23 protein-coding genes are annotated in these 26,322 nt (G+C 63.7%); 22 read left to right on the top strand and 1 reads right to left on the bottom strand.

Annotated features, from left to right (window positions below; all coding sequences use genetic code 11):
- The first annotated feature begins 6 nt into the window (after nt 1–6).
- Entirely contained in the window at nt 7–336 is a 330-nt protein-coding gene (gene cyaY, locus ACFQPB_RS02970) for an iron donor protein CyaY (RefSeq protein ID WP_382198978.1), read from the top strand.
- Here cyaY and ACFQPB_RS02965 read toward each other — a convergent pair.
- Nucleotides 326–2,707 (bottom strand): penicillin-binding protein 1A, encoded by a 2,382-nt coding sequence (locus ACFQPB_RS02965; protein ID WP_382219648.1) that lies wholly within the window; start codon nt 2,705–2,707, stop codon nt 326–328. The two genes, cyaY and ACFQPB_RS02965, sit on opposite strands and share 11 nt — an antisense overlap.
- Before the next feature lie 273 nt (nt 2,708–2,980).
- On the opposite strand from ACFQPB_RS02965, the gene ACFQPB_RS02960 reads away from it, so the two are divergent.
- The 21 genes from ACFQPB_RS02960 to ACFQPB_RS02860 all read left to right on the top strand — a co-directional run bounded on the left by ACFQPB_RS02960 (nt 2,981) and on the right by ACFQPB_RS02860 (nt 26,314).
- Nucleotides 2,981–4,060 carry a pilus assembly protein PilM gene (locus tag ACFQPB_RS02960; protein ID WP_382219647.1) on the top strand — a complete coding sequence of 360 codons (1,080 nt, stop codon included), beginning with the start codon at nt 2,981–2,983 and terminating at the stop codon, nt 4,058–4,060.
- The gene (locus ACFQPB_RS02955; protein WP_382219645.1) at nt 4,057–4,674 is read left to right on the top strand and encodes a PilN domain-containing protein; all 618 of its coding nucleotides are present in this window, start codon (nt 4,057–4,059) and stop codon (nt 4,672–4,674) included. Before ACFQPB_RS02960 ends, ACFQPB_RS02955 begins: the two co-directional genes overlap by 4 nt.
- A gap of 23 nt (nt 4,675–4,697) precedes the next feature.
- Nucleotides 4,698–5,384 (top strand): type IV pilus inner membrane component PilO, encoded by a 687-nt coding sequence (locus ACFQPB_RS02950; protein ID WP_382198982.1) that lies wholly within the window; start codon nt 4,698–4,700, stop codon nt 5,382–5,384.
- A complete protein-coding gene (locus ACFQPB_RS02945) occupies nt 5,381–5,938 on the top strand; it encodes a pilus assembly protein PilP (RefSeq protein ID WP_382198983.1) in 558 nt (185 codons plus the stop codon). The genes ACFQPB_RS02950 and ACFQPB_RS02945 overlap by 4 nt, the downstream gene beginning before the upstream one ends.
- Before the next feature lie 11 nt (nt 5,939–5,949).
- Nucleotides 5,950–8,136: a type IV pilus secretin PilQ gene (gene pilQ / locus ACFQPB_RS02940; RefSeq protein WP_382219643.1), complete on the top strand. Its 2,187-nt coding sequence runs from the start codon at nt 5,950–5,952 to the stop codon at nt 8,134–8,136.
- 39 nt (nt 8,137–8,175) lie between these two features.
- Nucleotides 8,176–9,309 (top strand): hypothetical protein, encoded by a 1,134-nt coding sequence (locus ACFQPB_RS02935; protein ID WP_382219642.1) that lies wholly within the window; start codon nt 8,176–8,178, stop codon nt 9,307–9,309.
- A 102-nt stretch (nt 9,310–9,411) separates the two neighbouring features.
- Nucleotides 9,412–9,951 (top strand): shikimate kinase, encoded by a 540-nt coding sequence (locus tag ACFQPB_RS02930; protein ID WP_382219641.1) that lies wholly within the window; start codon nt 9,412–9,414, stop codon nt 9,949–9,951.
- Nucleotides 9,952–9,975: 24 nt separating this feature from the next.
- Nucleotides 9,976–11,094 (top strand): 3-dehydroquinate synthase, encoded by a 1,119-nt coding sequence (gene aroB, locus ACFQPB_RS02925; protein WP_382219639.1) that lies wholly within the window; start codon nt 9,976–9,978, stop codon nt 11,092–11,094.
- 12 nt (nt 11,095–11,106) lie between these two features.
- Nucleotides 11,107–12,285 carry a deoxyguanosinetriphosphate triphosphohydrolase gene (locus ACFQPB_RS02920; RefSeq protein ID WP_382219637.1) on the top strand — a complete coding sequence of 393 codons (1,179 nt, stop codon included), beginning with the start codon at nt 11,107–11,109 and terminating at the stop codon, nt 12,283–12,285.
- On the top strand, nt 12,282–13,517 hold the full coding sequence (locus tag ACFQPB_RS02915; protein WP_382219635.1) for an MFS transporter: 1,236 nt from the start codon (nt 12,282–12,284) through the stop codon (nt 13,515–13,517). The genes ACFQPB_RS02920 and ACFQPB_RS02915 overlap by 4 nt, the downstream gene beginning before the upstream one ends.
- 6 nt (nt 13,518–13,523) lie before the next feature.
- The gene (locus ACFQPB_RS02910) at nt 13,524–14,225 is read left to right on the top strand and encodes a transposase (RefSeq protein ID WP_382219633.1); all 702 of its coding nucleotides are present in this window, start codon (nt 13,524–13,526) and stop codon (nt 14,223–14,225) included.
- 171 nt (nt 14,226–14,396) lie between these two features.
- Entirely contained in the window at nt 14,397–19,169 is a 4,773-nt protein-coding gene (locus ACFQPB_RS02905; RefSeq protein ID WP_382219631.1) for a glutamate synthase-related protein, read from the top strand.
- A gap of 24 nt (nt 19,170–19,193) precedes the next feature.
- On the top strand, nt 19,194–20,660 hold the full coding sequence (locus tag ACFQPB_RS02900) for a glutamate synthase subunit beta (RefSeq protein ID WP_382219629.1): 1,467 nt from the start codon (nt 19,194–19,196) through the stop codon (nt 20,658–20,660).
- 118 nt (nt 20,661–20,778) lie between these two features.
- Complete coding sequence (locus ACFQPB_RS02895) at nt 20,779–21,606, top strand: ABC transporter ATP-binding protein (protein ID WP_382219628.1); 828 nt, start codon at nt 20,779–20,781, stop codon at nt 21,604–21,606.
- The gene (gene mlaE / locus ACFQPB_RS02890; RefSeq protein WP_382219626.1) at nt 21,603–22,382 is read left to right on the top strand and encodes a lipid asymmetry maintenance ABC transporter permease subunit MlaE; all 780 of its coding nucleotides are present in this window, start codon (nt 21,603–21,605) and stop codon (nt 22,380–22,382) included. The genes ACFQPB_RS02895 and mlaE overlap by 4 nt, the downstream gene beginning before the upstream one ends.
- A gap of 16 nt (nt 22,383–22,398) precedes the next feature.
- Nucleotides 22,399–22,872, top strand: coding sequence for an outer membrane lipid asymmetry maintenance protein MlaD (gene mlaD / locus ACFQPB_RS02885; RefSeq protein ID WP_382219624.1), 474 nt, complete (start codon nt 22,399–22,401; stop codon nt 22,870–22,872).
- A gap of 11 nt (nt 22,873–22,883) precedes the next feature.
- Nucleotides 22,884–23,621 carry an MlaA family lipoprotein gene (locus ACFQPB_RS02880; RefSeq protein ID WP_382219622.1) on the top strand — a complete coding sequence of 246 codons (738 nt, stop codon included), beginning with the start codon at nt 22,884–22,886 and terminating at the stop codon, nt 23,619–23,621.
- Nucleotides 23,622–23,698: 77 nt separating this feature from the next.
- Complete coding sequence (locus ACFQPB_RS02875; RefSeq protein ID WP_382219620.1) at nt 23,699–24,316, top strand: MlaC/ttg2D family ABC transporter substrate-binding protein; 618 nt, start codon at nt 23,699–23,701, stop codon at nt 24,314–24,316.
- A gap of 7 nt (nt 24,317–24,323) precedes the next feature.
- Nucleotides 24,324–24,590 carry an STAS domain-containing protein gene (locus tag ACFQPB_RS02870; protein WP_382219618.1) on the top strand — a complete coding sequence of 89 codons (267 nt, stop codon included), beginning with the start codon at nt 24,324–24,326 and terminating at the stop codon, nt 24,588–24,590.
- A gap of 12 nt (nt 24,591–24,602) precedes the next feature.
- A complete protein-coding gene (locus ACFQPB_RS02865; protein WP_382219617.1) occupies nt 24,603–25,562 on the top strand; it encodes an ABC transporter ATP-binding protein in 960 nt (319 codons plus the stop codon).
- Nucleotides 25,559–26,314 (top strand): ABC transporter permease, encoded by a 756-nt coding sequence (locus ACFQPB_RS02860; RefSeq protein ID WP_382198999.1) that lies wholly within the window; start codon nt 25,559–25,561, stop codon nt 26,312–26,314. Before ACFQPB_RS02865 ends, ACFQPB_RS02860 begins: the two co-directional genes overlap by 4 nt.
- Nucleotides 26,315–26,322: the final 8 nt, after the last annotated feature.

Here is a 26,322-nt window from a genome sequence, read left to right as displayed (position 1 = left end):
GATTGTATGACCGACCTTGAATTCCTCGACCGCGCCGAGGCGGCGCTCCAGGCCATTGAACTGGCCTGTGATCGCATCAATGAAGCCACCGACGCCGACGTGGACAACCAACGTGTGGGCGGCATGGTCACGCTGGTGTTTGCCAACCGCAGCCAGATCGTGGTCAATTTGCAAAAGCCGCTGCATGAAATCTGGGTGGCGGCGCGTTCGGGTGGCTACCACTACAAGTGGGACGGCCAGGCCTGGGTGGACACCAAGGGGCAGGGCGAGTTGTTTGCGCAACTCACACGCTGCGCCACCGAGCAGGCTGGCCAGGCGCTGGTGTTCAGTTCCTGAACAGGTCGAGGATGCTGCGTTTTTCCTGAGATTCGATCGCTGGCGCGGTCGCTGGCAAATCGCCGACCATGCCCTCGGCCGCGCCCAGTTTGGCCACGCTGTGGCCGGGGGTGTATTCCTGGAAATACCAGTCACCCCCCATGGACACCACGCCTTCAGGCGGTGATGGCAGTTCCACGGGCACACCCCTGAGGGCCTCGCTCATGAAGCTGATCCAGATGGGCAGGCTCAGCCCACCGCCGGTTTCGCGGCTGCCCAGGTTGCGTGGCGTGTCGTAGCCCACCCAGGTGGCCGCCACCAGCGTGGGCTGGTAGCCCACAAACCAGGCGTCCACCGCATCGTTGGTGGTGCCGGTTTTGCCATACAGATCGGGGCGTTTGAGTGTGGCCTGCGCGCGCGCGGCCGTGCCCGTGCGGGTGATCTCCTGCAGCAGCGAGCCCATCACGAAGGCGTTGCGCGGGCTGATGGCGCGCACGTCTTCGGTCAGTTCTGGTGCGGGCACTTCCAACAGGGTGCGGCCTTTGTCGTCCGTCACGTGGGTGATGAGGTAGGGGTCGATGCGGTAACCGCCGTTGGCAAACACGGCGTAGCCGGCGGCCATTTGCATGGGGGTCACGGTGCCGGCACCCAGCGCCATGGTGAGGTAGGCAGGGTGTTTGTCGGCTTCAAAGCCGAAGCGGGTGACCCATTCCTGCGCGCTTTGGGTGCCCACCATCTGCAGCACCCGGATGGACACCATGTTTTTGGACCTGGCCAGCGCCGTGCGCACGCTCATCGGGCCATCGAACTGGCCGTCGTAGTTCTTGGGCTCCCAGGGCTTGCCGCCGGTGGCCGCCGCGCTGAAGAACAGCGGTGCATCTTCCACCACGGTGCTGGGCGTGAGGCCTTTTTCCAGCGCGGCCGAATAGATGAATGGCTTGAAGCTGGAGCCGGGCTGCCGCTGCGCCTGGGTGACGTGGTTGAACTTGTTTTTCTGGAAATCGAAGCCGCCGACCAGGGCCTTGATGGCGCCGTTGCGAGGGTCCATGGCGACGAAGGCAGACTCCACCTCGGGCAACTGGCTCAGGTCCCAGGTCTTGCGTGGGGTCTGGACAATGCGCACCACCGCGCCACGCCGAATCTTCAGCTTGGGGGGGGCTTTGTCTGCCAAGCCCGATTGGACGGGCTTGAGGCCTTCTCCCGTGATTTCGATGGGCTCGCCGCTGTCGCGGGCCACCACCACCTTGCGTGGGCTGGCCTCCAGCACCACGGCGGTGAGCAGCTCACCATTGTCCGGGTGGTCGGCCAGCACGTCATCGATGGCTGCGTCCAGTGCCTTGGGGTCGGTGGGCAAATCCACAAACCGTTCGGGCCCACGGTAGAACTGGCGGCGTTCGAAGTCGAGCACGCCGCGCCGCACGGACTGGTGAGCGACCTGCTGGGCCTTGCTGTCCAGTGTGGTGTAGACGTTCAGGCCTCGGGTGTAGGTTTCGTCGCCGTACTGGCTGAAGATGGACTGGCGCACCATTTCGGCCACGTACTCGGCGTGCAAGCGCTCGCTGCTGCTGGGCGGGCGCACGCGCAGGGGCTCGCGGCGGGCGGCTTCGGCCTGCGCTTCGGTGATGAAGCCGTTTTCGACCATGCGGTCGATGATGTGGAGCTGGCGCGAGCGGGCGCGGCGGGGGTTGCTGATGGGGTTGTAGGCCGAGGGCGCCTTGGGCAGGCCGGCGAGCATGGCCGCTTCGGCCACCGACACGTCCTTCAGGGGCTTGCCGAAATACACCTGTGAGGCCGCGGCAAAGCCATAAGCGCGCTGGCCCAGGAAAATCTGGTTCATGTAGATCTCAAGGATTTGCTCCTTGGTGAACATGTGCTCCAGCTTGAAGGTGAGCAAGACCTCGTAGATCTTGCGCATATAGCTTTTTTCGGCCGAGAGGTAGACGTTGCGCGCCACCTGCATGGTAATGGTGGAGGCGCCCTGGCTTTTGGCTTGTCCCAGGTTGGCCAGCGCGGCGCGCACCATGCCGATGTAGTCCACCCCGTTGTGTTCGAAGAAGCGGGCGTCTTCGATGGCCAGCACGGCGTTGGTCATGACCGGTGGGATCTGGGCGATGGGCAGCAGATTGCGGCGTTCTTCACCAAATTCCCCCATCAGCACGCCGTCGGCGGTGAACACGCGCAAGGGCAGTTTGGGTCGGTAGTCGGCCAGATCGGTGACGTCGGGCAGGTTGGGGAAGGCCACGGCCAGCGCGAGCCCCACCAGCAACAGCAGTGTGGCCACACCGGCCACCGCCAGGCTGGCCAGCGCAACGACGCCGCGCGCCAAGGTGTGGGTCCAGCCCTGCTTGGCAGGGCGGGGTGGGGTGTGGGGAGCGTCTTTGGGTGCGGGCATGAAGGGCCTTGGAACGGCCTTGATTATAAAAACCCGGGTGTGGCAGATTGCGCAAAACTTCGCGTCTGTTTGCCTGGCCACTGTCCCAAATGGGTGAAATACGGGTCAGAATGTAAGCGGCCATTTCAACAATCGTCGGGTTCAGACAACGTGCGGCCGGGTCAAACAGGGCATTTTTCTTTACCGCCCAATGACCTTGCTGCTAGTATTGAAGTGAAATGTTAAGTCTTGTGAAGCGCGCACGCCGTGTGCGCCACCGTCTTGGGGACTGCCTTGATCTCATTGGGATCTCTCTTCAGCCGTGAAGCGGCGCCGTTGCTCGGCATCGATGTGAGCTCGTCCACGGTCAAGCTGGTCGAGATCGGTCGCGAGCGTGACGGGTCCCTGGTGTTGGAGCATTGCGCCATCGAGCCCTTGGAGCGGGGTTGGATCACCGACGGCAACATCGAAAAGTTTGACGAGGTGGCCGATGCGGTGCGCCGCCTCGTGCGCAAGTCCGGCACCCGCACCAAGAACGTTGCGATGGCGTTGCCTGGTTCTGCGGTGATCACCAAGAAAATCACCCTGCCTGCGGGCTTGTCGGACAAAGTGCTTGAGGTGCAAGTGGAGTCGGAGGCCAACCAGTACATCCCGTTTTCGCTCAACGAGGTGAGTCTGGATTTTTGTGTCATCGGTGCCAACCCCAATTCGCCCAACGATGTGGATGTGCTGATCGCGGCCTCTCGCAAGGAAAAGGTGTCTGATCGCCAAGGCCTGGCCGAGGCGGCCGGGCTCAAGCCCGTCATCATGGATGTGGAGTCCTACGCGTCGCGCATGGCGGCGTCGCGCCTGCTGGACGGCTTCCCCAACAAAGGTGTTGATGCCCTGGTGGCGTTGTTCGAGGTGGGCTCGCAGACCACCAGCTTGCAGGTGATTCGCAACGACGATGTGCTGTACGAGCGCGACCAGATGTTTGGCGGTGGACAGCTCACGCAACTGCTGGTGAAGCAGTACGGCATGAGCTTCGAAGAGGCCGAAACCAAAAAACGCAACGGCGAGCTGCCGCCCGATCACTCGGCGCGCGTGCTGCAGCCTTTCATGGAAAGCCTGTGCCAGGAGATCGGCCGGGCGCTGCAATTCTTTTTCACCAGCACGCCGCACAACAAGGTGGATTACATCCTGTTGTCGGGGGGCTCTGCCGGGTTGCCTGGCCTGCCGCTGATGGTGACCGGGCAGACCTCGTTTCCCTGCAAGCTGATCAACCCTTTTGAAGGGATGAAGCTGGGGGCGGGCATCAACACCCGCCGCTTGGAGAGTGAGGCCACGTCGTACCTAGTGGCCACTGGGCTGGCGCTGCGGAGGTTCTACCAATGATCCTCATCAATTTGCTCCCGCACCGCGAGGCGGCACGCAAGCGCCAGCGCGAGTTGTTTTTTGCCCAGGTGGGCGGTGCTGCGCTGGTCGGTGGCTTGGTCGTGGGCCTGATCTTCACCTGGTTCCAGAACCACATTTCAACCCAGCAGGGACGCAATGCTTTTCTTGCGGCCGAAAACGCAAAGCTGGATGCCCAGATCAAGGACATTGCCGGTTTGCAGACGCAGTTGGCGGCCTTGAAGGCCAGGCAACTGGCGGTGGAGGACCTTCAGGCTGATCGCAACCTGCCCGTGCACCTGCTCGACGAAATGGTCGGTCAGCTGCCGGAGGGCGTTTACCTGAGTTCGTTGCGACAGGACAACCAGGCCATCTTGATCACGGGTGTCGCGCAGTCGCAGGAGCGTGTGTCCGAGTTGTTGCGCAACCTCAACAACAACAGCAAGTGGCTGAGTCGGCCTGAGCTGGTCGAGATCGTTGCGGCCAACCTCACGCTGCCACCGCGGGATCAGCGCCGCGTGTCCAACTTCAGTATCCGCGTCACGCTCACGCGCGGTGCGGCCCCGCCGAAGACGGGTGACGGCATTCCTGCCGCCAAGCCGGCGGGCACAAGCTGACGCGGCCGACGCACGGACACACCATGGCCAAGAAAAAATCCTCCAAGCTCGACATCGATCTGAGTGGTCTGCAGCAGACCCTTCGGTCGCAGTTCAGCGGGCTCGACCCCAACGACCCCACACAGTGGCCGTCGGTGCCGCGCTACCTGTTGCTGGCCTTCATCGCCACGGCGGTGGTGGTGGGGCTGTGGTTTGCCTGGCTGAGCTCCTTCCAAGAGGAGTTGGACGCTGAGCGTGCCAAAGAAGTGCAGTTGCGCACCGACTACCAGAAGAAGTTGTCGCAAGCCGTCAATCTGGACGCCTTGCGGCAGCAGTTGGAGCAGGTGCAGCAATACGTGACCCAGCTGGAGAAGCAGCTTCCCAGCAAGGCGGAAATGGACGCCTTGTTGTCCGACATCAACCAGGCCGGGCTGGGGCGCAGCCTGCAATTTGAGTTGTTTCGCCCGGGCCAGGTGAACGTCAAGGAGTACTACGCCGAGTTGCCCATCGCGGTGAAGGTCACCGGCTCCTACCACGACATCGGCCTGTTTGCCGCCGACGTGGCCAACCTCTCACGCATCGTCACGCTCAACAACATCACGTTGACACCAGTGGCGAACCGGCCGGGCTTTCTGACCATGGACTGCACCGCCAAAACCTTCCGCTACCTGGACCAAGACGAAATTGGGGCACAGAAGAAGGCTGCCACCGCCAAGGGGGGCAAGCCATGACACGGTCGATGTTCTTGCGACCAGGCTGGGGCGCGTGTGTGGTGCTGGTCGGGCTGCTGGCGGGTTGTGGCGGGGGCGAAAATGAAGATTTGTCCACTTGGATGAAGGAGCAGCGCGCCAAGACCCTGCCCAAAGTGGAGCCCATCAGCGAGCCGGTGCGTTTTGTGCCGCAGCCCTACCAGAGCGAGGGCAAAACGCCGCCTTTTTCGCAGGACAAGCTGACCGCCGCTTTGCGCCGTGCGTCCGATGCAGCGTCGCCCAGCCTCACCCTGCTCACCCCCGAACTCAACCGCCGCAAGGAGCCGCTGGAGGCCGAGCCTCTGGATGCCATTGCCATGGTGGGGTTGCTGGACCGCAAGGGGCAACGCGTGGCCCTGGTCAAGGTGGGGGCATTGTTGTACCAGGTGCGTGTGGGCAACTACCTGGGCCAGAACTACGGGCGCATCTTGCGTATCAGCGAATCTGACATCACCCTGCGCGAAATCGTTCAGGACGGCACCGGTGAGTGGATAGAACGACAGGCCGTGCTGCAGCTTCAAGAGGGAATCAAATGAACCAGTTCTGCATGCGATCCGACGATCGCTCCCCAACAACCGCCCGTGGCACGGCGCTGGGTTGGGCGCGCCGCCTGGCGGCGGTGCTGATGGCCGGCGCGGTGGCAGCGGTACCTGCTGCCTGGTCGCAGGCCCAGAACAGCATTCGCGCCATCACCACCACCACAGAAGGTGGCAACGACGTGGTGCGCGTTGAGTTCGACAAACCCCTGACCGAACTGCCCAAGGGTTTCAGCATCCAGTCCCCGGCGCGCATTGCGCTGGACTTTGCAGGCGTGGGCAACGGCACTGGCCGCACGGCGGTGGAGTTGAATCAAGGCAACGTACGCAGTGCCAACGTCATCGAGGCGGGCGATCGGACACGTGTGGTGCTCAACCTGTCTCAAGCCAGCCAGTACCAAGCGCAGTTGCTGGGCAACAGCGTTCTCGTGGTGTTACAGGGCAGCCTGGCGGCTGGTGCGCCTAGTGCGTCGTCCCAGGCGGCCTTTGCCGAGGCCCGCAACGAAGATGTGTTGCCTCTAAAAGGCATCGACTTCCGCCGCGGTGCGCAAGGCACGGGCCGGGTGATCGTGGACTTGCCCAATGCGCAGGTGGGTGTGGACATCCGTCAGCAAGGCAAGTTGCTGGTGGTTGAATTCCTCAAGGCTTCGCTGCCCGATGCGCTGCGCCGCCGCCTGGATGTGACCGATTTCGGGACCCCCATCCAAACTGTGACCACCACGCAAAATGGTGACCGCGTGCGCTTGCAGTTGGAGCCCACGGGCACGTGGGAGCACAGCGCCTATCAAAGTGACAACCAATTCGTTATCGAGGTGCGTGAGGTCAAGCAAGACCCGAACAAGCTGAGCCAAGGCCCCGGCTTCAACGGCGAGAAGCTCTCGCTCAATTTCCAGAACATCGAGGTGCGGGCGCTGCTGCAGGTGATTGCTGACTTCACCAACTTCAACATCGTGACGTCGGATACCGTCACGGGCAGCGTCACCCTGCGCCTGCAGGACGTGCCTTGGGATCAAGCGCTAGACATCATCCTGCAGGCCAGAGGCCTGGGCATGAAGAAAAACGGCAACGTGCTGTGGGTCGCGCCCAAGGATGAGATCGTGGCACGGGAAAAGCTCGACTTTGAGGCACTCAACACGGTCAGGACGCTGGAGCCACTGCGCACCCAGTCTTTCCAGATGAACTACGTCAAGGCCGCAGAGATTGCTGAGCAATTGCGAGGCGCCGGTGCGTCGGGCGGCGGGCAAGGTGGGACGCAGCGCATGTTGTCTGAACGGGGCAGTGTCATCGTCGAGCCCCGCACCAACCAGTTGTTTGTCACAGACATTCCTTCGCGATTGGAGCAGGTGCAGGAGTTGCTCTCCAAGATCGACATCCCTGTCCGACAGGTCATGATTGAGGCCCGCATTGTGGAGGCTGACGACAACTTCAGCCGTTCGCTGGGTGTGCGACTGGGTGGCAGCGATTTGCGTGGCGTGCGTGGCGGTGACGCGGGATACGCCGTGGGCGGTGGCAATCGCGTGGCCCTTGGGGGTAGTTACAACGCCGTGTCTTCAACCACAGCAGAAGCGGCGAACACGCTTAACACCATCAATACCAGCTTCGTCAACATGCCGGCAGCTGGCTTGGGCGGTGTCAGTCCGGCGGCCCTTGCCGTGTCATTGTTCAGCCCGGCGGCAAACCGCTTTCTGAACTTGGAAATCTCTGCGCTGCAGGCAGATGGGCGGGGCAAAATCGTTTCCAGTCCGCGTGTTATCACCGCTGATCAGATCAAGGCCATCATCGAACAAGGTACCGAATATCCATACCAGGTGGCGTCTGCCAGTGGCGCTACCGCCCTGGCGTTCCGCAAAGCGGTGCTCAAGTTGGAAGTGGTGCCCCAGATCACGCCCGAGGGTGGCATCATCCTGGATGTTCAGGTCAACAAGGATTCACCGGGTGAACTGCTGGGCACTTCCGGCCAGCGCGCCATCAACACGAAACGCATCCAGACGCAGGTGTTGGTCGAGAATGGCGGTACGGTGGTGATTGGCGGTATTTACGAATCCAATGAAACCGAAAGCGAAACCAAAGTGCCTGTGCTGGGCGACGTGCCTGTGCTGGGCAACTTGTTCAAGAGCCGAAACCGTGTAGCCAACAAGACGGAACTGCTGATTTTCCTGACGCCCAAGGTCGTGAGCGAGCGCGGCGGTGTACGCTGAACATCTACAACCTAAAAGACACATTGAGTTAGGGACACAATGAAATCCATCCGTATCGTTATCGGGTTGCTGTTGGCAGCTTTGTTGGCAGCTTGCGGCGGAGGTGGTGGCTCGCCAGGGGGCAATCCCAGCCAGCCCAACCTCGTCTCGACCGCAGGTGCCGAAATCACGTTGTTGCCTGGGGCTGCCAATTCCTATGGTGTTTCCGGCGGTGTGCCGCCCTATCGGGTGGCCAACGCAGATGCGGCGACCGCCTTTGGTGCGATTGACGGCAAGGTGTTGACCGTGTTTGGTGTTCGCGTAGGTGCCGCCACGGTCGGCGTGATCGACAACGCCGGAACGGCCATTTCCATCGATGTGACAGTGGGCTCGAGCATGCCGCTGGATACCACCGCGCCTGCCACGCTGTCGCTCGGGATAGGCAGTGCGTTCAAGCGGGAGTTCAGCATTTCCGGTGGTGTGGCGCCATACGATGTGAGCAGCAGCAACGCTGGGCTGGTTTCGACCGCTCTGAACGGGACTACGTTCACGCTGACCGGTCTTCAGCCAGGCTTAGTCACGGTGACCGTTCGTGACGCGGCAAATGTGGTCAAAACCATCGCGGTGACCGCTGCTTCGGTTGTGCCGCTCTACACCACTGCCCAAGCAACCATCACACTGGCTCCTGGTGACGATGCCAAGCGGGAGTTCACAATTGGCGGCGGCACAAAACCTTACTCGCTGACTTCTGCGAACGAAGGTGTGGTTGACGTTGAGTTCAAAAAAGATGACGACGGAAATGAGATTGACGATCAGATGGTCATCACGGGCAAATCGACGGGGTCAGCCATCGTAACTGTGCGTGATGCTGCCAATGGGGTGGTGAACATCACGGCAACCGTGGCTCCTGTTGTTGCTCTTTACACTTCTGCGCCTGCTGCGGTGACCTTGCCGGAAAACGCCAGCTATGATGAATATCAGGTATTCGGGGGTGTTCCAATTGCAGGTGGCGGTCCTAAGTACACAGCAACCAGTTCGGATGAGTCTGTAGCAACAGCAGCGGTTGGTGGACCTAGTGGAACGACTTTGACAATCACCACTAAAGACAATGCAACTGGTACACCTAAAACGGCAATCATTACGGTCCGTGATGCAGTGAACTCATCGGTGACGATCACTGTCACGGTGCCCTAACGTAAAGGTCGCAAAGTCTGCAGAGGTAAGAGCAGTTGGTTATAGGCTCTAGGTGCTTAGGTCGACCGGTTGCTTTGTCTAACCCTCATTTGCATTCTTGTTGTGATTAGTCTCGTTGGCCTGCCCGGTTCAGGCAAATCCACCGTCGGGCGGCAGCTCGCCCGACGGCTGTCGCTTCCCTTTCTCGATTCGGACCATCTGATCGAGCAGCGTCTGGGCTGTTCGATCCGTGAGTTTTTTGACCGCGAAGGCGAGGCACGTTTCCGCGATCTGGAGTCCACCGTGCTCGACGAGCTGACCCAGGGGCCGTCGGGCGTCTTGTCCACCGGTGGGGGTTCTGTGTTGCGCCCGCTCAACCGGGCGCACCTGCATGAGCGCACACAGGTGGTTTACCTGCGCTCCAGCCCTGACGAGGTGTTTCGCCGTTTGCGGCACGACCGCACCCGCCCGTTGCTGCAGGTGGACGATCCCTTGCAGCGCCTGCGCGACCTGTTTGCGGTGCGCGACCCGCTGTACCGCGAAACGGCGCACTTTGTGATCGAAACCGGCCGGCCTTCGGTGGCCACGCTGGTCAACATGATCGTGATGCAGCTGGAGCTGGCGGGGCACCTGCCTGCGGGCGTGGCGGCGCCGGGCAGGTGAGGCCCTTGGCCTACACTCGGGGCCATGCAAGCGACGCAAGAAAACCCCTCCGCTGACGCGGTCCGACACACGGTCAACATTGAGCTGGGCGAGCGCAGCTACCCCATCGTGATCGGAGCAGGCCTGCTGGGGCACGCGCAGACCTACGCTGGCCTGCCCAAGGCACATGCGGCCATGGTGGTCACCAACAGCACGGTTGCACCTTTGTATGCCGACACCGTGTGTGCCGCCCTGTCTGCCCACTACCCGCATGTGGGCCGGGTGGTGTTGCCCGACGGCGAAGCCCACAAGGACTGGACCACGCTGAACCTGATTTTTGATGCCTTGTTGTCAGGTGCCAGCGACCGGAAGACGGTGCTGTTTGCCCTGGGCGGTGGGGTGGTGGGCGACATGACCGGCTTTGCCGCCGCCTGCTACATGCGTGGCGTGCCTTTTGTGCAATTGCCCACCACGCTGCTCTCGCAGGTGGACTCGTCGGTGGGAGGAAAAACCGCCATCAACCACCCCCTGGGCAAGAACATGATCGGCGCGTTCTACCAACCACAGCGGGTCGTGTGCGACTTGGACAGCCTCAAGACCCTGCCCACCCGTGAACTCAGCGCCGGATTGGCCGAGGTCATCAAGTACGGGCCCATCGCCGACATGGTTTTTTTCGACTGGATCGAAGGCCATCTGCCGGCCCTGTTGGCGCGAGAGCCCGCTGCCTTGGCGCATGCGGTGCGCAGAAGCTGCGAAATCAAAGCCCATGTGGTGGGGCAAGACGAGCGCGAAGGGGGTTTGCGCGCGATTCTGAACTTTGGGCACACCTTCGGACACGCCATCGAAGCCGGCATGGGCTACGGCGCTTGGTTGCACGGCGAGGCGGTCGGTTGTGGCATGGTGATGGCCGCCCATTTGTCGCAACGTTTGGGTTTGGTGGACGAGGCTTTTGTTGCGCGCCTGACCCGCTTGGTGCAGGCCGCAGGGCTGCCGGTGCGTGGCCCCGCGCTTGGCGCTGACCGCTACATCGAACTCATGGGGCACGACAAAAAGGCCGAAGGCGGCGAAATCCGCTTTGTGGTCATCGATGGCCCGGGGCGTGCCAGCATGCGCCCGGCGCCCGATGCGCTGGTGCGCGAGGTGCTTGCCCGGTGCTGCGATTGAGCACGCCCCGTCATGGCCGGCCTCACCGCTGACTTGCCACCGTTGGCCGCGCCTCGAGCGGAAGACCTGGCGCCGTGGGCCTGTCACAGCGCCCACAGCCGAGGCCGGCGCCACCCCGAACCCGACGCACCCACGCGCACAGCGTTTCAGCGTGACCGCGACCGCATCGTTCATTCCACGGCCTTCCGGCGTCTGGTCTACAAGACGCAGGTGTTCCTGAACCATGAGGGAGACCTCTTCAGGACCCGGCTGACCCATTCGCTGGAGGTGGCGCAGCTTGGGCGTTCGGTCGCGCGCGCACTCAGGCTGAACGAGGATCTGGTGGAGGCCATTGCGCTGGCGCACGACCTGGGGCACACGCCGTTTGGCCACGCAGGGCAGGACGCGCTCAACACCTGCATGGCCGAACACGGTGGCTTCGAGCACAACCTGCAAAGCCTGCGTGTGGTGGACGCGCTGGAAGAGCGCTACCCGCATTACGACGGCCTCAACCTGTGTTTTGAAACCCGCGAAGGCATTCTCAAACACTGCTCGCGCGCGAATGCCGAGCTGCTCGAAGCGCGTGAACCTGGCGGGGTGGGCCGGCGTTTTCTGGACCGTACCCAGCCCAGCCTGGAGGCGCAGCTGTGCAACCTGGCCGATGAGATCGCCTACAACGCCCACGACATCGACGATGGCGTGCGTTCGGGTCTCATCACCTTGGATCAGCTGCAAGACGTGCCATTGGTGGCACGCTTCACCCGCGAGACGCTGACCGCGTTTCCCGCGCTGGGTGGGCGGCGTTTGCTGTTTGAGGCCATACGCCGCATGCTCAGCGAGCAGGTGTACGACGTGATGGCCGCCACCCAGGCGGGGCTGTCGCAGTGGCAACCCGAGAGCACCGACGCCGCGCGCCAAGCGCCCGCTTTGTTGAAGTTCTCCGACACCATGCGCGCGGAATCCACCGTGCTCAAGCGCTTTCTGTTTGCCAACCTGTACCGCCATCCCCAGGTGGTGGCCAAAACCGTGCAAGCGCAGCAGGTGGTGCACGAACTGTTTGCCTGCTACATGGATGACCCGTCACAAATGAAGGGAAGTCGGCCGCCTGAGATCTCTGTCGCTCGCGCCGTGGCCGATTACATCGCCGGCATGACCGACCGTTTTGCCGCCCGCGAGCACGAACGCCTGACGGGGCGTTGTGTCATCACATGAGCGATGAGGCATTGCGTGGGCGGCGCATGGACCCCGCGCTGCTGGTGGTGCTGGCCGGCGTGTGTGCGGCCCTGCACGTGGGCAAATTGCCCCCGGCCATCCCGGTGCTGCGCGAGGCCCTGGGCATCAGCTTGGTGGCAGCGGGGTTCCTGCTCTCGGCCGTCCAGATCGCCGGCATGACCACCGGCCTGCTCGTTGGCCGCCTGGCCGATGGCCTGGGCTTGCGCCGCAGCATGTTGTTGGGGCTGACCGTGCTGGCGTTGGCCAGTGCGGCGGGCGCGATGGCGTCGGGTGTGGCAGCTTTGCTGGTGTTGCGCGCAGTGGAAGGCCTGGGATTTCTGCTGGTGGTGCTGCCCGCGCCCAGCATGGTGCGCCGGCTGGTGGCACCCGAGCGCATGAGCCGCGTGCTGGGCTGGTGGGGCGGCTACATGCCGCTGGGCACAGCGCTGGCGTTGCTGGTCGGGCCGGTGTTCACCGAGTCGCTGGGCTGGCCCGCGTGGTGGGCCTTGCTGGGCCTGCTGTCGGCCGCCATGGCGCTGTGGCTGTGGCGGGTGGTGCCGCCTGACTCGGCGCCGATGGCTGAAGGCCGTGCGGCGGAGCAGAGCGGGCGGGCCTGGCTGCACCCCATGCAGCTCACCCTGAGAGCGCCCGGGCCGTGGCTGGTGGCCCTGTGTTTTGGGTTGTACGCGGCGCAGTGGCTGTCGGTGGTGGGATTTTTGCCTTCCATTTACCGCGAAGCCGCCGTGCCGGGCGCCTGGGTGGGCCTGCTGACCGCTGGTGTGGCCGCCATCAACATCGTGGGCAACGTGGCAGCCGGGCGGCTGTTGCACCAGGGGTGGGCGCCGGCCCACCTGCTGTGGCTGGGCTGTGCCAGCATGGCCGTGGGGGCGGCCATGGCGTTTGCCGCCAGCGTGCACGGTGCAGGTCTGCCCCCGCTGGGGCGATATGGGGGCGTGCTGCTGTTCTCGTGTGGGGGCGGGCTGATTCCGGGCACGCTGTTTTCGCTGGCGGTGCGCGTGGCGCCCAACGACCACACCGTGGCCACCACCGTGGGCTGGATGCAGCAGTGGTCAGCGTTGGGGCAGTTTGCCGGGCCACCCGTGGTGGCCTGGGTGGCCGTGCGCGCTGGCAGTTGGCGCTGGACCTGGCTGGTCACCGTGGCTTGCGCGGCCGGGTGTGCGTTGTTGGCGCTGCGGCTGCACCGCCATGTGCGTCCGCGCGCAGCGGCCTGACGCGCCATGGCACGCCTGCCCCGCCTGTCCATCGCCGGTTGCCCGCACCACGTGCTGCAGCGGGGCAACAACCGGCAGCCCGTTTTCATGGACGACGTCGACCGCGTGCGCTACCTCGCGCTGCTCGGCGAAGCGGCCAGCCGCTTCAGGGTGGCGGTGCATGCCTATGTGCTGCTCGACAACCATGTGCACCTGCTGCTGACCCCGGCGGACGGTGCCGGATTGGCCCAGACCATGCAGGCCCTGGGCCGGACCTATGTGCGTTATTTCAACGACCGCCACACGCGCAGCGGCACCTTGTGGGAGGGGCGCTACCGCTCTGCGCCCCTGGAGGGCCGCGCCTACCTGCTGCCCTGCCTGGTGTGGCTGGACACCCACCCGGCCCGCGCCGGCCTGGCCAGTGATCCCGCAGACCACGTCTGGAGCAGCCATGGACACTACGTGGGCCAACGGGTGGACCGTCTGATCACACCACCTGAGGCCTACTGGGCCTTGGGCAACACCCCTTTTGCCCGAGAGGCCGCGTACGCCGAAATGGTGCGCGCTGGGTTGGATGCGCCATTGGCGCGCGCGCTGGCCCGTTTTGCGCAAGGTGGGTGGCCTTTGGGTGGTGCGGCTTTCTCCGCCGACATTGAAAAAAATGGCGGGCGACGGGTGGTGCAGCGGCGGCCAGGGCGCCCCAAAAAATCCGCAGACCCCAGTGGCTGATCTGTAAGTGATTGATTTTTGGGGTTGTTTGGCCTGATTTAATCTGTCCCCAAATATTTCAATTTCATATTTTTTGTTCAATAAAATATGTTCTGACCCCAATTAAAGTGCTTGGCATCGTTGTTGCAGTGCACTATGCTTCACATCCCGCGAAATTCACAGGAGTGCGCCATGACCACGGCTGCCGAGATCACCCATCTGCAAGAACACGGCCTCTATTCCGGTGCCAACGAACACGATGCCTGCGGCGTCGGCTTCGTGGCCCACATCAAGGGCGCCAAGAGCCACGAGATCGTGAGCCAGGCCCTCAAGATCCTGGAAAACCTGGACCACCGGGGTGCCGTTGGCGCAGACGCGCTGATGGGTGACGGTGCCGGCATCCTGATCCAGCTGCCCGACGCGCTGTACCGCGAGGAAATGGCCAAGCAAGGCGTGACGCTGCCGCCGGTGGGCGAGTACGGTGTGGGCATGATTTTTCTGCCCAAGGAGCACGCTTCGCGCCTGGCCTGCGTGCAGGAGATGGAACGCGCGATCAAGGCCGAGGGCCAGGTGCTGCTGGGCTGGCGCGAGGTGCCGGTGAACCGCGACATGCCCATGTCGCCCACCGTGCGCGAAAAAGAACCCATCATGTGCCAGGTCTTCATCGGCCGTGGCAACGATGTGATCGTGCAGGACGCGCTGGAGCGCAAGCTGTACGTGATCCGCAAGACCGCCAGCGCCCACATCCAGGCACTCAAGCTCACGCACAGCAAAGAGTATTACGTGCCCAGCATGAGCAGCCGCACCGTGGTCTACAAGGGCCTGCTGCTGGCCAACCAGGTGGGCGAATACTTCCTCGACCTGCAGGACCCGCGTTGCGTCTCGGCCCTGGGCCTGGTGCACCAGCGTTTCTCCACCAACACCTTCCCCGAGTGGCCGCTGGCCCACCCCTACCGCTACGTGGCGCACAACGGTGAGATCAACACCGTCAAGGGCAACTACAACTGGATGCGCGCCCGCGAAGGCGTGATGTCCTCGCCGGTGCTGGGCAACGACCTGCAGAAGCTCTACCCGATCAGCTTCGCCGGCCAGTCCGACACCGCCACCTTCGACAACTGCCTCGAACTGCTGACGATGGCGGGCTACCCCATCAGCCAGGCGGTGATGATGATGATTCCCGAGCCCTGGGAGCAGCACACCACCATGGACGAACGCCGCAAGGCCTTCTACGAATACCACGCCGCCATGCTGGAGCCCTGGGACGGCCCGGCCTCCATCGTGTTCACCGACGGCCGCCAGATCGGCGCCACGCTGGACCGCAACGGCCTGCGCCCCTCGCGTTACTGCATCACCGACGACGACTTCGTCGTCATGGGCTCGGAGTCGGGCGTGTTGCCCATCCCCGAGAACAAGATCGTCAGCAAGTGGCGCCTTCAGCCCGGCAAGATGTTCCTGATCGATCTGGAGCAGGGCCGCATGATCAACGACGAGGAGCTGAAAGCCAACCTCGCCAACAGCAAGCCCTACAAGCAGTGGATCGAGAACCTGCGCATCCGTCTCGACGATGTCGAGCAGCCGGTGGCGGGCGAGGCCGACAGCACCGGCAAGGTGAGCATGGACGAGTCCTCGGTGGCGAGCATCGAGCCCGTCTCCAGCAACCTGTTGGACCGCCAGCAGGCCTTTGGCTACACCCAGGAAGACATCAAGTTCCTGCTCGCGCCCATGGCGCTGGCCGGCGAAGAGGCCATTGGCTCCATGGGCAACGACAGCCCGCTGGCCGTGCTTTCGGGCAAGAACAAGGTGCTCTACACCTACTTCAAGCAGCTGTTCGCCCAGGTGACGAACCCGCCGATCGACCCGATCCGCGAAGCCATCGTGATGTCGCTGGTGTCCTTCATCGGCCCCAAGCCCAACCTGCTGGACATCAACCAGGTCAACCCGCCGCTGCGTCTGGAGGTGAGCCAGCCGGTGCTGGACTTCAACGACATGGCCAAGCTGCGCGCCATCGAGCAGACCACCCAGGGCAAGTTCCGCAGCCACACGCTGGACATCACCTACCCGCTGGCCTGGGGCCACGAAGGCGTGGAAGCCAAGCTGGCCTCGCTGTGCGCCGAAGCGGTGGACGCCATCAAGAGCGGCAGCAACATCCTGATCATCAGCGACCGCGCCGTGCGTGCCGAGCAGGTGGCCATCCCCGCACTGCTGGCGCTGTCGGCCATCCACCAGCACCTGGTGCGTGAGGGCCTGCGCACCACCGCCGGCCTGGTGGTGGAGACCGGTTCGGCCCGCGAGGTGCATCACTTTGCGGTGCTGGCCGGCTACGGCGCCGAAGCCGTGCACCCCTACCTGGCCATGGAAACGCTGGCTGCGCTGCACAAGGACCTGGGGGCCGACCTGTCGGCCGAAAAGGCCATCTACAACTACGTCAAGGCCATCGGCAAAGGCCTGTCCAAGATCATGTCCAAGATGGGCGTGAGCACCTACATGAGCTACTGCGGCGCGCAGTTGTTCGAGTGCATCGGCCTCAACAGCCAAGTGATCGACAAGTACTTCAGTGGCACCGCCAGCCGCGTCGAAGGCATCGGCGTTTTCGAAATCGCCGAAGAGGCCATCCGCACACACAAGGCCGCTTTTGGTGATGACCCGGTGCTGGCCAACATGTTGGACGCGGGCGGCGAATACGCCTGGCGTGCCCGTGGCGAAGAACACATGTGGACGCCCGACGCCATCGCCAAGCTGCAGCACAGCACCCGCGCCAACAACTGGAACACCTACAAGGAATACGCCCAGATCATCAACGACCAGACCCGCCGCCATCTGACGTTGCGTGGTCTGTTCGAGTTCAAGTTCGACCCCTCCAAGGCCATCTCCATCGACGAGGTGGAACCGGCCAAAGAGATCGTCAAGCGTTTTGCCACTGGCGCCATGTCGCTGGGTTCCATCTCCACCGAGGCGCACGCCACGCTGGCCGTGGCCATGAACCGCATCGGCGGCAAGAGCAACACCGGTGAAGGTGGCGAAGACCCGGCGCGTTACCGCAACGAGCTCAAGGGCATCCCCATCAAGAAGGGCGAGAGCCTGAAATCCGTCATCGGTGCCGACAAGGTCGAAGTCGATGTGGAACTGCAGGACGGCGACAGCCTGCGCTCCAAGATCAAGCAGGTGGCTTCGGGCCGTTTCGGCGTCACGGCCGAGTACCTGGCCAGCGCGGACCAGATCCAAATCAAGATGGCCCAGGGCGCCAAGCCGGGCGAGGGCGGTCAGCTGCCGGGCGGCAAGGTGTCCGAGTACATCGGCTTCCTGCGTTACTCGGTGCCGGGCGTGGGCCTCATCAGCCCGCCGCCGCACCACGACATCTATTCGATCGAGGACCTGGCGCAGCTGATCCACGACCTGAAGAACGTCAACCCGCGTGCCGACATCAGCGTCAAGCTGGTGTCTGAAGTGGGCGTGGGCACCATCGCGGCCGGCGTGGCCAAGGCCAAGGCCGACCACGTGGTGATTGCCGGTCACGACGGTGGCACCGGGGCCTCGCCCTGGTCGTCCATCAAACACGCCGGTTCGCCCTGGGAAATTGGCCTGGCCGAAACCCAGCAGACCCTGGTGCTCAACCGCCTGCGTGGCCGCATCCGTGTGCAGGCCGACGGCCAGATGAAGACCGGTCGCGACGTGGTGATCGGCGCGCTGCTGGGTGCCGACGAGTTCGGCTTCGCCACCGCACCGCTGGTGGTCGAGGGCTGCATCATGATGCGCAAGTGCCACCTCAACACCTGCCCGGTGGGCGTGGCCACACAAGACCCGGTGCTGCGTGCCAAGTTCTCGGGCAAGCCCGAGCACGTGGTGAACTACTTCTTCTTCATCGCTGAAGAAGTGCGCCAGATCATGGCCCAGCTGGGTGTGCGCAAGTTCGACGACCTGGTCGGCCGTGCCGAATTCTTGGACACCCGCAAGGGCATTGCCCACTGGAAGGCGCGTGGCCTGGACTTCTCGCGCCTGTTCGCGCAACCCCAGGTGCCGGTCGACGTGCCGCGCCTGCACGTGGCCACACAAGACCACTGCCTGGACAAGGCACTGGACGTCAAGCTGATCGAGAAGTCCCGCGCCGCCATCGACAAGGGCGACAAGGTGCAGTTCATCGAGGTGGCGCGCAACGTCAACCGCACCGTGGGCGCCATGCTCTCGGGTGAACTGACCCGCGTGCGCCCCGAGGGTCTGCCCGACGACACCCTGCGCATCCAGCTCGAAGGCACGGGCGGTCAGTCGTTCGGCGCTTTCCTGGCCAAGGGGATAACCATGTACCTCATCGGTGACGCCAACGACTACACCGGCAAGGGCTTGTCGGGTGGCCGCGTGGTGGTGCGTCCGAGCATCGACTTCCGTGGTGACGCCGCCAAGAACATCATCGTGGGCAACACCGTGATGTACGGTGCCACCGCCGGTGAGGCCTTCTTTGCCGGCGTCGGCGGCGAACGCTTTGCGGTGCGTCTGTCGGGCGCCACCGCGGTGGTGGAAGGCACGGGCGACCACGGTTGTGAGTACATGACCGGCGGCACCGTGGTGGTGCTGGGCCAGACGGGCCGCAACTTCGCGGCCGGCATGAGCGGTGGCATCGCCTACGTGTACGACGAAGACGGCCAGTTTGCCAAGCGCTGCAACACCGCCATGGTGAGCCTGGAGAAGGTACTGCCCGCGGCCGAGCAGGAGGCCAGCGTGCCCAAGACCATCTGGCACAAGGGCGAAAGCGACGAGGCGCAGCTGAAGAAGCTGCTGGCCGACCACAACCGCTGGACCGGCAGCAAGCGCGCCCGCGACCTGCTGGACAACTGGGAGACCGCCCGCGCCAAATTCGTGAAGGTCTTCCCCAACGAGTACAAGCGCGCCCTGGGCGAGATCAACGCCAAGGTGGAAGCCGTCGCCGCCGCCACGAAAGCCGCCGGCAAGAAGGCCGCCGTGGCCGCCAAGTAAGCACAGCACGAGGAAGCACACATCATGGGAAAAGTCACCGGCTTCATGGAGTTTGAGCGCATCGAGGAGGGCTACAAGCCTGTGCCCGAGCGCCTCAAGCACTACAAGGAATTCGTGATCGGCCTCGACGACCGCCAGGCCAAGGTGCAGGGCGCGCGCTGCATGGACTGCGGCACGCCCTTCTGCAACAGCGGCTGCCCGGTCAACAACATCATTCCGGACTTCAACGACCTGGTTTACCGGGGCGACTGGAAGGATGCGATCACGGTGCTGCACAGCACCAACAACTTCCCCGAGTTCACCGGCCGCATCTGCCCCGCGCCCTGCGAGGCCGCCTGCACCATCAACGTGAACGGCGACGCGGTGGGCATCAAGTCCATCGAACACGCCATCATCGACAAGGCCTGGGCCGAGGGCTGGGTGGCGCCGCAGCCGGCCAAGATCAAGACCGGTAAAAAAGTGGCCGTCGTGGGCTCTGGCCCCGCTGGCCTGGCCGCCGCGCAGCAACTGGCGCGCGTGGGCCACGACGTGACCGTGTTCGAGAAAAACAGCCGCATCGGTGGCTTGCTGCGTTACGGCATCCCCGACTTCAAGATGGAGAAGTCGCACATCGACCGCCGCGTGGCACAGATGGAAGCCGAGGGTGTGGTGTTCAAGACCAGCACGCTGATCGGCACCATGCCTGAGGGCAGCAAAGTCACCAACGACGCCAAGACCGTCATCAGCGCCGACGAGCTGAAGGCCCAGTTCGACGCCGTGCTGCTGACCGGTGGTTCCGAGCAGAGCCGCGACCTGCCCGTGCCCGGCCGCGACCTGGACGGCATCCACTTCGCCATGGAGTTCCTGCCACAGCAGAACAAGGTCAACGCGGGCGACAAGCTCAAAGGCCAGATCATGGCCACGGGCAAACACGTCATCGTGATCGGCGGCGGCGACACCGGCTCCGACTGCGTGGGCACCAGCAACCGCCACGGCGCCGCCAGCGTGACCCAGTTTGAAGTCATGCCCCAGCCGCCGGAAGAAGAAAACAAGCCCCTGGTGTGGCCTTACTGGCCGCTCAAACTGCGCACCAGCTCCAGCCACGAAGAGGGCTGCATGCGCGAATTTGCCATTTCCACCAAGGCCTTCACCGGCAAGGGCGGCAAGGTCACCGGCCTGACCACCGTGCAGGTCGAGTTCAAGGACGGCAAACTGGTTGAAGTGGCCGGCACCGAAAAGGACTACAAGGCGGACCTGGTGCTGCTGGCCATGGGCTTCGTGAACCCGGTGGCCACCGTGCTGGAGGCCTTTGGCGTCGAGAAGGACGGCCGTGGCAACGCCAAGGCCCACACCGAGTTCGACAACGGCTACGCCACCAACGTGCCCAAGGTGTTCGCTGCTGGCGACATGCGCCGTGGTCAGTCGCTGGTGGTCTGGGCGATCCGCGAAGGCCGCCAGGCCGCACGCTCGGTGGACGAGTTCCTCATGGGTTACAGCGATTTGCCACGTTGACAAAGCCTTAACCTGTGCTGCCGATGGGTCTGGGGTAAACCCTTTATCATTGACAGCACCTGAATCCGCTTGGAACGCGCCGACCGCAGGGTCGGCGTTTTCATTTCAACCCTCCCACATGGCCGACGACAACCTGGTCGAATTCCGAGACGTCACCTTCGCCTACCCGGCTGCCCGGGGCGAGCGCGTCATCCTCGACCGGGTCAGCTTGCAGGTGCCCCGTGGCAAAGTGACGGCGCTGATGGGCGCCTCGGGTGGTGGCAAGACCACCGTGCTGCGCCTGATCGGTGGCCAGCAAAAAGCCAACCAGGGCCAGGTGGTGGTGCACGGCGACGACGTGGCCCAACTCGACCGTGCCGGCCTCCACGCCTTGCGCCGCCGCATGGGCATGCTGTTTCAGTTTGGTGCCCTGTTCACCGACTTGAGCGTGTTCGAGAACGTGGCTTTCCCTTTGCGCGAACACACCCGCTTGCCCGAGGACATGCTGCGCGACATCGTGCTCATGAAGCTCAATGCGGTGGGGCTGCGCGGCGCGCGCGACCTCATGCCCAGCGAAATTTCCGGCGGCATGGCGCGGCGCGTGGCGCTGGCGCGCGCCATCGCGCTGGACCCCGAACTCATCATGTACGACGAGCCCTTTGCCGGGTTGGACCCGATTTCGCTCGGCACGGCGGCGCAGCTGATCCGGCGCCTGAACGACGCGCTTGGCATCACCAGCATCATCGTCTCGCATGATCTGGACGAAACCTTCGCCATCGCCGACCAAGTGATCGTGCTGGCCAACGGCCGCGTGGCCGCGCAGGGCACGCCCGACGAGGTGCGCCATTCCACCGATCCGCTGGTGCACCAGTTTGTGCACGCCGAAAGCGAGGGGCCCGTGCATTTCCACTACCCCGGCCCCACCGTGGTGGACGACTTTGGCACCCAGACAGGAGGCCGCTCATGACGGCGCTGCTGGCCGATCTGGGCCGCGCGGTGCGGCTGGGGCTGGGGGCCGTTGGCCTGGCGGCGCGCCTGTTTTTGCGCTTGGTGCAGCTGCTGCCGGGCACGCTGGCGAGGTTTGGGCTGGTGCGCGACCAGATCCACTTCCTTGGCAACTACTCGCTGGCCATCATCGCCGTCTCGGGCCTGTTTGTGGGTTTTGTGCTGGCCTTGCAGGGCTACTACATCCTGCAACGCTACGGCTCGTCCGAGGCGCTGGGCATGATGGTGGCGCTTTCCTTGTTGCGCGAACTGGGGCCGGTCGTCACCGCGCTGCTGTTTGCCGGGCGTGCAGGCACCGCGCTGACCGCCGAAATTGGCTTGATGAAGGCGGGCGAGCAACTCAGCGCCATGGAGATGATGGCCGTGGACCCCATCCGCCGTGTGCTGGCGCCGCGTTTTTGGGCGGGTGTGTTCACCATGCCGCTGCTGGCGGCGGTGTTCAGTGCCGTGGGCATTGTCGGCGGCTGGCTGGTGGGGGTGGTGATGATTGGCGTCGATGCGGGCTCCTTCTGGAGCCAGATGCAGGGTGGCGTCGAATGGTGGAACGACCTCGGCAACGGTGTGCTCAAAAGCCTGGTGTTTGGCATCACCGTCACCTTCGTGGCACTCTACCAAGGCTACATGGCCCAGCCCACGCCCGAGGGCGTCTCGCGCGCCACCACCCGCACCGTGGTCGTGGCCTCGTTGTGGGTGCTGGGCCTCGATTTCGGCCTCACGGCCATGATGTTCACCGTTTGAGCATCCGGAGAAACACATGCAACAAAACAAGAACGATGTCTGGGTAGGTCTGTTTGTGGTGATTGGCATCGCAGCGCTGCTGTTCCTGGCGCTCAAGGCCGCCAACCTGCTGCAGATCAACTTCGACCCCACCTACCAGGTGACAGCCCGTTTCGACAACATCGGCGGCCTCAAGCCGCGCTCGGCCGTTCGCAGTGCGGGCGTGGTGGTGGGGCGTGTCGAGTCCATCCGCTTTGACGACCAGAGCTTCCAGGCCAACGTGGTGCTCAAGATGGACGCGCGCTATGGGTTTCCCAAGGACAGCTCTTTGAAGATCCTTACCAGTGGCCTGTTGGGTGAGCAGTACATCGGCGTCGAAGCCGGCGGCGAAACGGCCAACTGGACACAAGGCGCGGTCATCACCCAAACCCAGTCGGCGGTGGTGCTGGAAAACCTGATCAGCCAGTTCCTGTTCAGCAAGGCGGCTGAGGGCAGCGAGACAAAAGAGTGAGTGAGGTTCACATGAAACCGTGGCTTGTCGGTGGTTCGGTCCTGCGGCGCGCGTTCAGCGCTTGGTTGTTGGTGGGCGTTGTTGCGCTGGGGGGGTGTGCCACCGGCCCTCACGCCAACCCCAAAGACCCGATCGAGCCCTTCAACCGGGGTGTGCAGCGCTTCAACGACGGGGTGGACGAGGCTTTCCTGAAGCCCGTGGCCACGGTCTACCGCGATGTCACGCCCGACCTGGTGCGCACTGGCGTCAACAATTTTTTCTCCAACCTGCGCGATCTGTGGTCGTCTGTGAACGCGGCGCTGCAGCTGCGTCCGCGCGAGGCGACCGAGAATTTCCTGCGTTTCAGCGTCAACACCTTCTGGGGCATCGGGGGTTTGCTCGACATCGCTTCTGAAATGCAGATCGAACGCACCACGCTGGACTTTGGCCAGACCCTGGGCCGCTGGGGTGTGCCGCCGGGGCCGTATCTGGTGTTGCCTTTGATGGGGCCTTCCACCGTGCGCGATGCCTTGGGCATGGGTGTGGAGTCATCGGGTGACCTTCTCACGGGCATGAACCACATTCCCACGCGCAATTCGCTCTACGCGTTGCGGATTGTGGAGGCGCGCGCCAACCTGCTGCGTGCCGGTACGCTGCTTGATCAGGCCGCGCTGGACAAATACAGCTTCACCCGTGATGCCTACCTGCAACGACGGGAAAGCCAGATCCGAGCCTTGACGGGCAAAGACGACGAAGACGACGAGGAATGACCCGGGGAACCCTGGCCGAACGCCGGGGTCTGACCGAGGCTTGAAACAAGTGGGCGGTGTGCCCTGAAAGGTTTGCCATGCAAAGACGTGTATTCACCCGAATGGTGTCGGCCGTGTTCGGTGCCGCTGCGTTGGGGGTGGCACATGCCGCCGACGAGGCGCCGGACGCCATGGTCAAGCGCATCTCTTCCGAGGTGCTGGATGCGGTCAAGGCCGATGCGGCAATTCAGGCCGGCGACGTGGGCCGCATCACCGCGCTGGTGGACAGCAAGATCATGCCCAACGTCAACTTCGGTCGGATGACGGCATCGGCCGTGGGGCGCTTTTGGCGCCAGGCCACGCCCGAGCAGCAAAAGCGCCTGCAGGACGAGTTCAAGACCCTGCTGGTGCGGACCTACTCGGGTGCTCTGGGTGAGGTCAAGGACCACACGTTGAGCTTCAAGCCCTTGCGTGCCAAACCCGAAGACACCGAGGTGGTGGTGCGCTCCGAGGTGCGAGGGCGCGGCGAGCCCATACAGCTCGACTACCGCCTGGAGAAAACCGCAGCTGGCTGGAAGATTTACGACCTCAACGTGCTGGGTGTGTGGCTGGTGGAAACCTACCGCAGCCAGTTCGCGCAGGAAATCAACACCAAGGGCCTGGATGGCTTGATCGCCTCGCTGGCCCAGCGCAACAAGGCCAACGGCAAAAGCTGAACCCGGCATGAGCGAATTGCAACTGCCCGAACGCCTGACCCACCTGGAGGCATCTGCCTGCCTGACGGAACTGGTCGCGCGGTTGCCGGCGGGCGGGCCGGTGTGTGTGGATGCCGCTGCGCTGCGGGATTTCGACTCCGCCGCGCTGGCCACGCTGTTGGCCTTGCGTCGGCGTTTGTTGCAGCAGGGCCGCGCGCTGTCCTTGTCTCAGGTGCCGCCTCGTCTGGCCGAGCTGGTGGCCCTCTACGGCGTGGGCGAACTGCTGCCGGCGTAAAATCGCCGGTCCATGCCCGCTGTCTCCTTCCAGAACGTTTCCAAGAACTACGCCACGCCGCGTGGCGAACTGCAAGCCCTCAAGGGCGTGAGTTTCGACATCCGGGCGGGCGAGTTTTTTGGCCTGCTCGGTCCCAATGGGGCCGGTAAAACCACCCTCATCAGCATCTTGGCGGGCTTGTCGCGCGCCAGCGGCGGCCATGTGCGTGTGCACGGGCACGACGTGGTGAGCGACTTTGCCGCCGCCCGGCGCCAGCTTGGCGTGGTGCCTCAAGAGCTGGTGTTCGACCCCTTTTTCAACGTCCGCGAAACGTTGCGCATCCAGTCCGGCTATTTCGGCATCAAAGGCAACGACGCCTGGATCGACGAACTGCTTGAAGGCCTGGGTCTGGCGGACAAGGCCGGTGCCAACATGCGCCAGCTGTCGGGCGGCATGAAGCGGCGTGTGCTGGTGGCCCAGGCCCTGGTCCACAAGCCGCCGGTCATCGTGCTGGACGAACCCACGGCGGGGGTGGACGTGGAACTGCGCCAGACGCTGTGGCAGTTTGTGTCCCAACTCAACAAGACCCAAGGCAGCACGGTGTTGCTGACCACACACTACCTGGAAGAGGCCGAGGCCTTGTGTGGCCGCATTGCCATGCTCAAGCGCGGCGAGGTGGTGGCGCTCGAAAAAACCTCCGACCTGCTCAGCCGGGCCTCGTCCAACGTGTTGCGCTTCAAAACCGACCACAGCCTGCCGGCCGATCTGGCCGCTGTGGCGCGTGTCACCGGTCGGGTGGTGCAGCTGCCGGCCCACAACGCGGCCGAGGTGGAACGCATTCTGGCCCGCGTGCGCGAGGCCGGCGTGGCGGTGGACGACATCGAGATCCGCAAGGCCGATCTGGAAGACGTGTTCCTCGACGTGATGTCGGGGGCATCGGCCACCACCGCGCCCATGGCCCCCATGCCGCCTACTGAAGAGGTGCAGGCATGACGGGTTGGCAGACACTTTTCTACAAAGAGATCCTGCGCTTCTGGAAGGTCGCTTTCCAGACCGTGGTGGCGCCCGTGGTCACCGCGCTGCTCTACATGCTGATCTTCGGCCACGTGCTCGAAGGCCGCGTCACCGTCTACGGCACCGTCAGCTACACCGCCTTCCTGGTGCCTGGGTTGGTGATGATGAGCGTGTTGCAAAACGCTTTTGCGAACAGCTCGTCCAGCCTCATCCAGAGCAAGATGATGGGCAACTTGGTGTTCCTGATGCTCACGCCGCTGTCGCACCGCGCCTGGTTTGTGGCCTATGTGGGTTCGTCGGTGGTGCGTGGGCTGGTGGTGGGGGCGGGCGTGTTGCTGGTCACCGCCTGGTTTGGGCGCCCCACCTGGGTGGCGCCGCTGTGGATTGTGGTGTTTGCATTGCTCGGCGCGGGTTTGTTGGGCGTTTTGGGCCTGATCGCCGGTTTGTGGGCCGAGAAGTTCGACCAGATGGCGGTGTTCCAGAACTTCCTCATCATGCCCCTGACGTTTTTGTCGGGCGTGTTCTATTCCATCCATTCGCTGCCCGAGTTCTGGCAGCGCGTGAGCCACCTCAACCCGTTTTTCTACATGATCGACGGCTTCCGCTACGGCTTCTTTGGTGTCAGCGACGCCTCGCCCTGGCTGAGCCTGTCCATCGTGGCCACCGCCTTTGCCGTGGTCAGCGCCATCGCGCTGCACCTGCTGCGCACGGGTTACAAAATCAGACACTGAGTTTTCAG

This window comes from Hydrogenophaga atypica (assembly GCF_042665215.1).
Classification (GTDB): domain Bacteria; phylum Pseudomonadota; class Gammaproteobacteria; order Burkholderiales; family Burkholderiaceae_C; genus Hydrogenophaga; species Hydrogenophaga defluvii_A.
The sequence above is the reverse complement of the archived record's forward strand: the minus strand, read 5'-3'. Positions and strand labels throughout refer to the sequence as shown.

Coding starts and splice junctions, on each gene's coding strand:
- ACFQPB_RS02915 (WP_382219635.1), top strand. CDS start 12,282: ATGAGCGATGAGGCATTGCGTGGGCGGCGCATGGACCCCGCGCTGCTG.
- ACFQPB_RS02895 (WP_382219628.1), top strand. CDS start 20,779: ATGGCCGACGACAACCTGGTCGAATTCCGAGACGTCACCTTCGCCTAC.
- aroB (WP_382219639.1), top strand. CDS start 9,976: ATGCAAGCGACGCAAGAAAACCCCTCCGCTGACGCGGTCCGACACACG.
- ACFQPB_RS02900 (WP_382219629.1), top strand. CDS start 19,194: ATGGGAAAAGTCACCGGCTTCATGGAGTTTGAGCGCATCGAGGAGGGC.
- pilQ (WP_382219643.1), top strand. CDS start 5,950: ATGCGATCCGACGATCGCTCCCCAACAACCGCCCGTGGCACGGCGCTG.
- cyaY (WP_382198978.1), top strand. CDS start 7: ATGACCGACCTTGAATTCCTCGACCGCGCCGAGGCGGCGCTCCAGGCC.
- ACFQPB_RS02865 (WP_382219617.1), top strand. CDS start 24,603: ATGCCCGCTGTCTCCTTCCAGAACGTTTCCAAGAACTACGCCACGCCG.
- ACFQPB_RS02965 (WP_382219648.1), bottom strand. CDS start 2,707: ATGCCCGCACCCAAAGACGCTCCCCACACCCCACCCCGCCCTGCCAAG.
- ACFQPB_RS02950 (WP_382198982.1), top strand. CDS start 4,698: ATGGCCAAGAAAAAATCCTCCAAGCTCGACATCGATCTGAGTGGTCTG.
- ACFQPB_RS02870 (WP_382219618.1), top strand. CDS start 24,324: ATGAGCGAATTGCAACTGCCCGAACGCCTGACCCACCTGGAGGCATCT.
- ACFQPB_RS02945 (WP_382198983.1), top strand. CDS start 5,381: ATGACACGGTCGATGTTCTTGCGACCAGGCTGGGGCGCGTGTGTGGTG.
- ACFQPB_RS02860 (WP_382198999.1), top strand. CDS start 25,559: ATGACGGGTTGGCAGACACTTTTCTACAAAGAGATCCTGCGCTTCTGG.
- mlaD (WP_382219624.1), top strand. CDS start 22,399: ATGCAACAAAACAAGAACGATGTCTGGGTAGGTCTGTTTGTGGTGATT.
- ACFQPB_RS02955 (WP_382219645.1), top strand. CDS start 4,057: ATGATCCTCATCAATTTGCTCCCGCACCGCGAGGCGGCACGCAAGCGC.
- ACFQPB_RS02910 (WP_382219633.1), top strand. CDS start 13,524: ATGGCACGCCTGCCCCGCCTGTCCATCGCCGGTTGCCCGCACCACGTG.
- ACFQPB_RS02935 (WP_382219642.1), top strand. CDS start 8,176: ATGAAATCCATCCGTATCGTTATCGGGTTGCTGTTGGCAGCTTTGTTG.
- ACFQPB_RS02920 (WP_382219637.1), top strand. CDS start 11,107: ATGGCCGGCCTCACCGCTGACTTGCCACCGTTGGCCGCGCCTCGAGCG.
- ACFQPB_RS02875 (WP_382219620.1), top strand. CDS start 23,699: ATGCAAAGACGTGTATTCACCCGAATGGTGTCGGCCGTGTTCGGTGCC.
- mlaE (WP_382219626.1), top strand. CDS start 21,603: ATGACGGCGCTGCTGGCCGATCTGGGCCGCGCGGTGCGGCTGGGGCTG.
- ACFQPB_RS02905 (WP_382219631.1), top strand. CDS start 14,397: ATGACCACGGCTGCCGAGATCACCCATCTGCAAGAACACGGCCTCTAT.
- ACFQPB_RS02880 (WP_382219622.1), top strand. CDS start 22,884: ATGAAACCGTGGCTTGTCGGTGGTTCGGTCCTGCGGCGCGCGTTCAGC.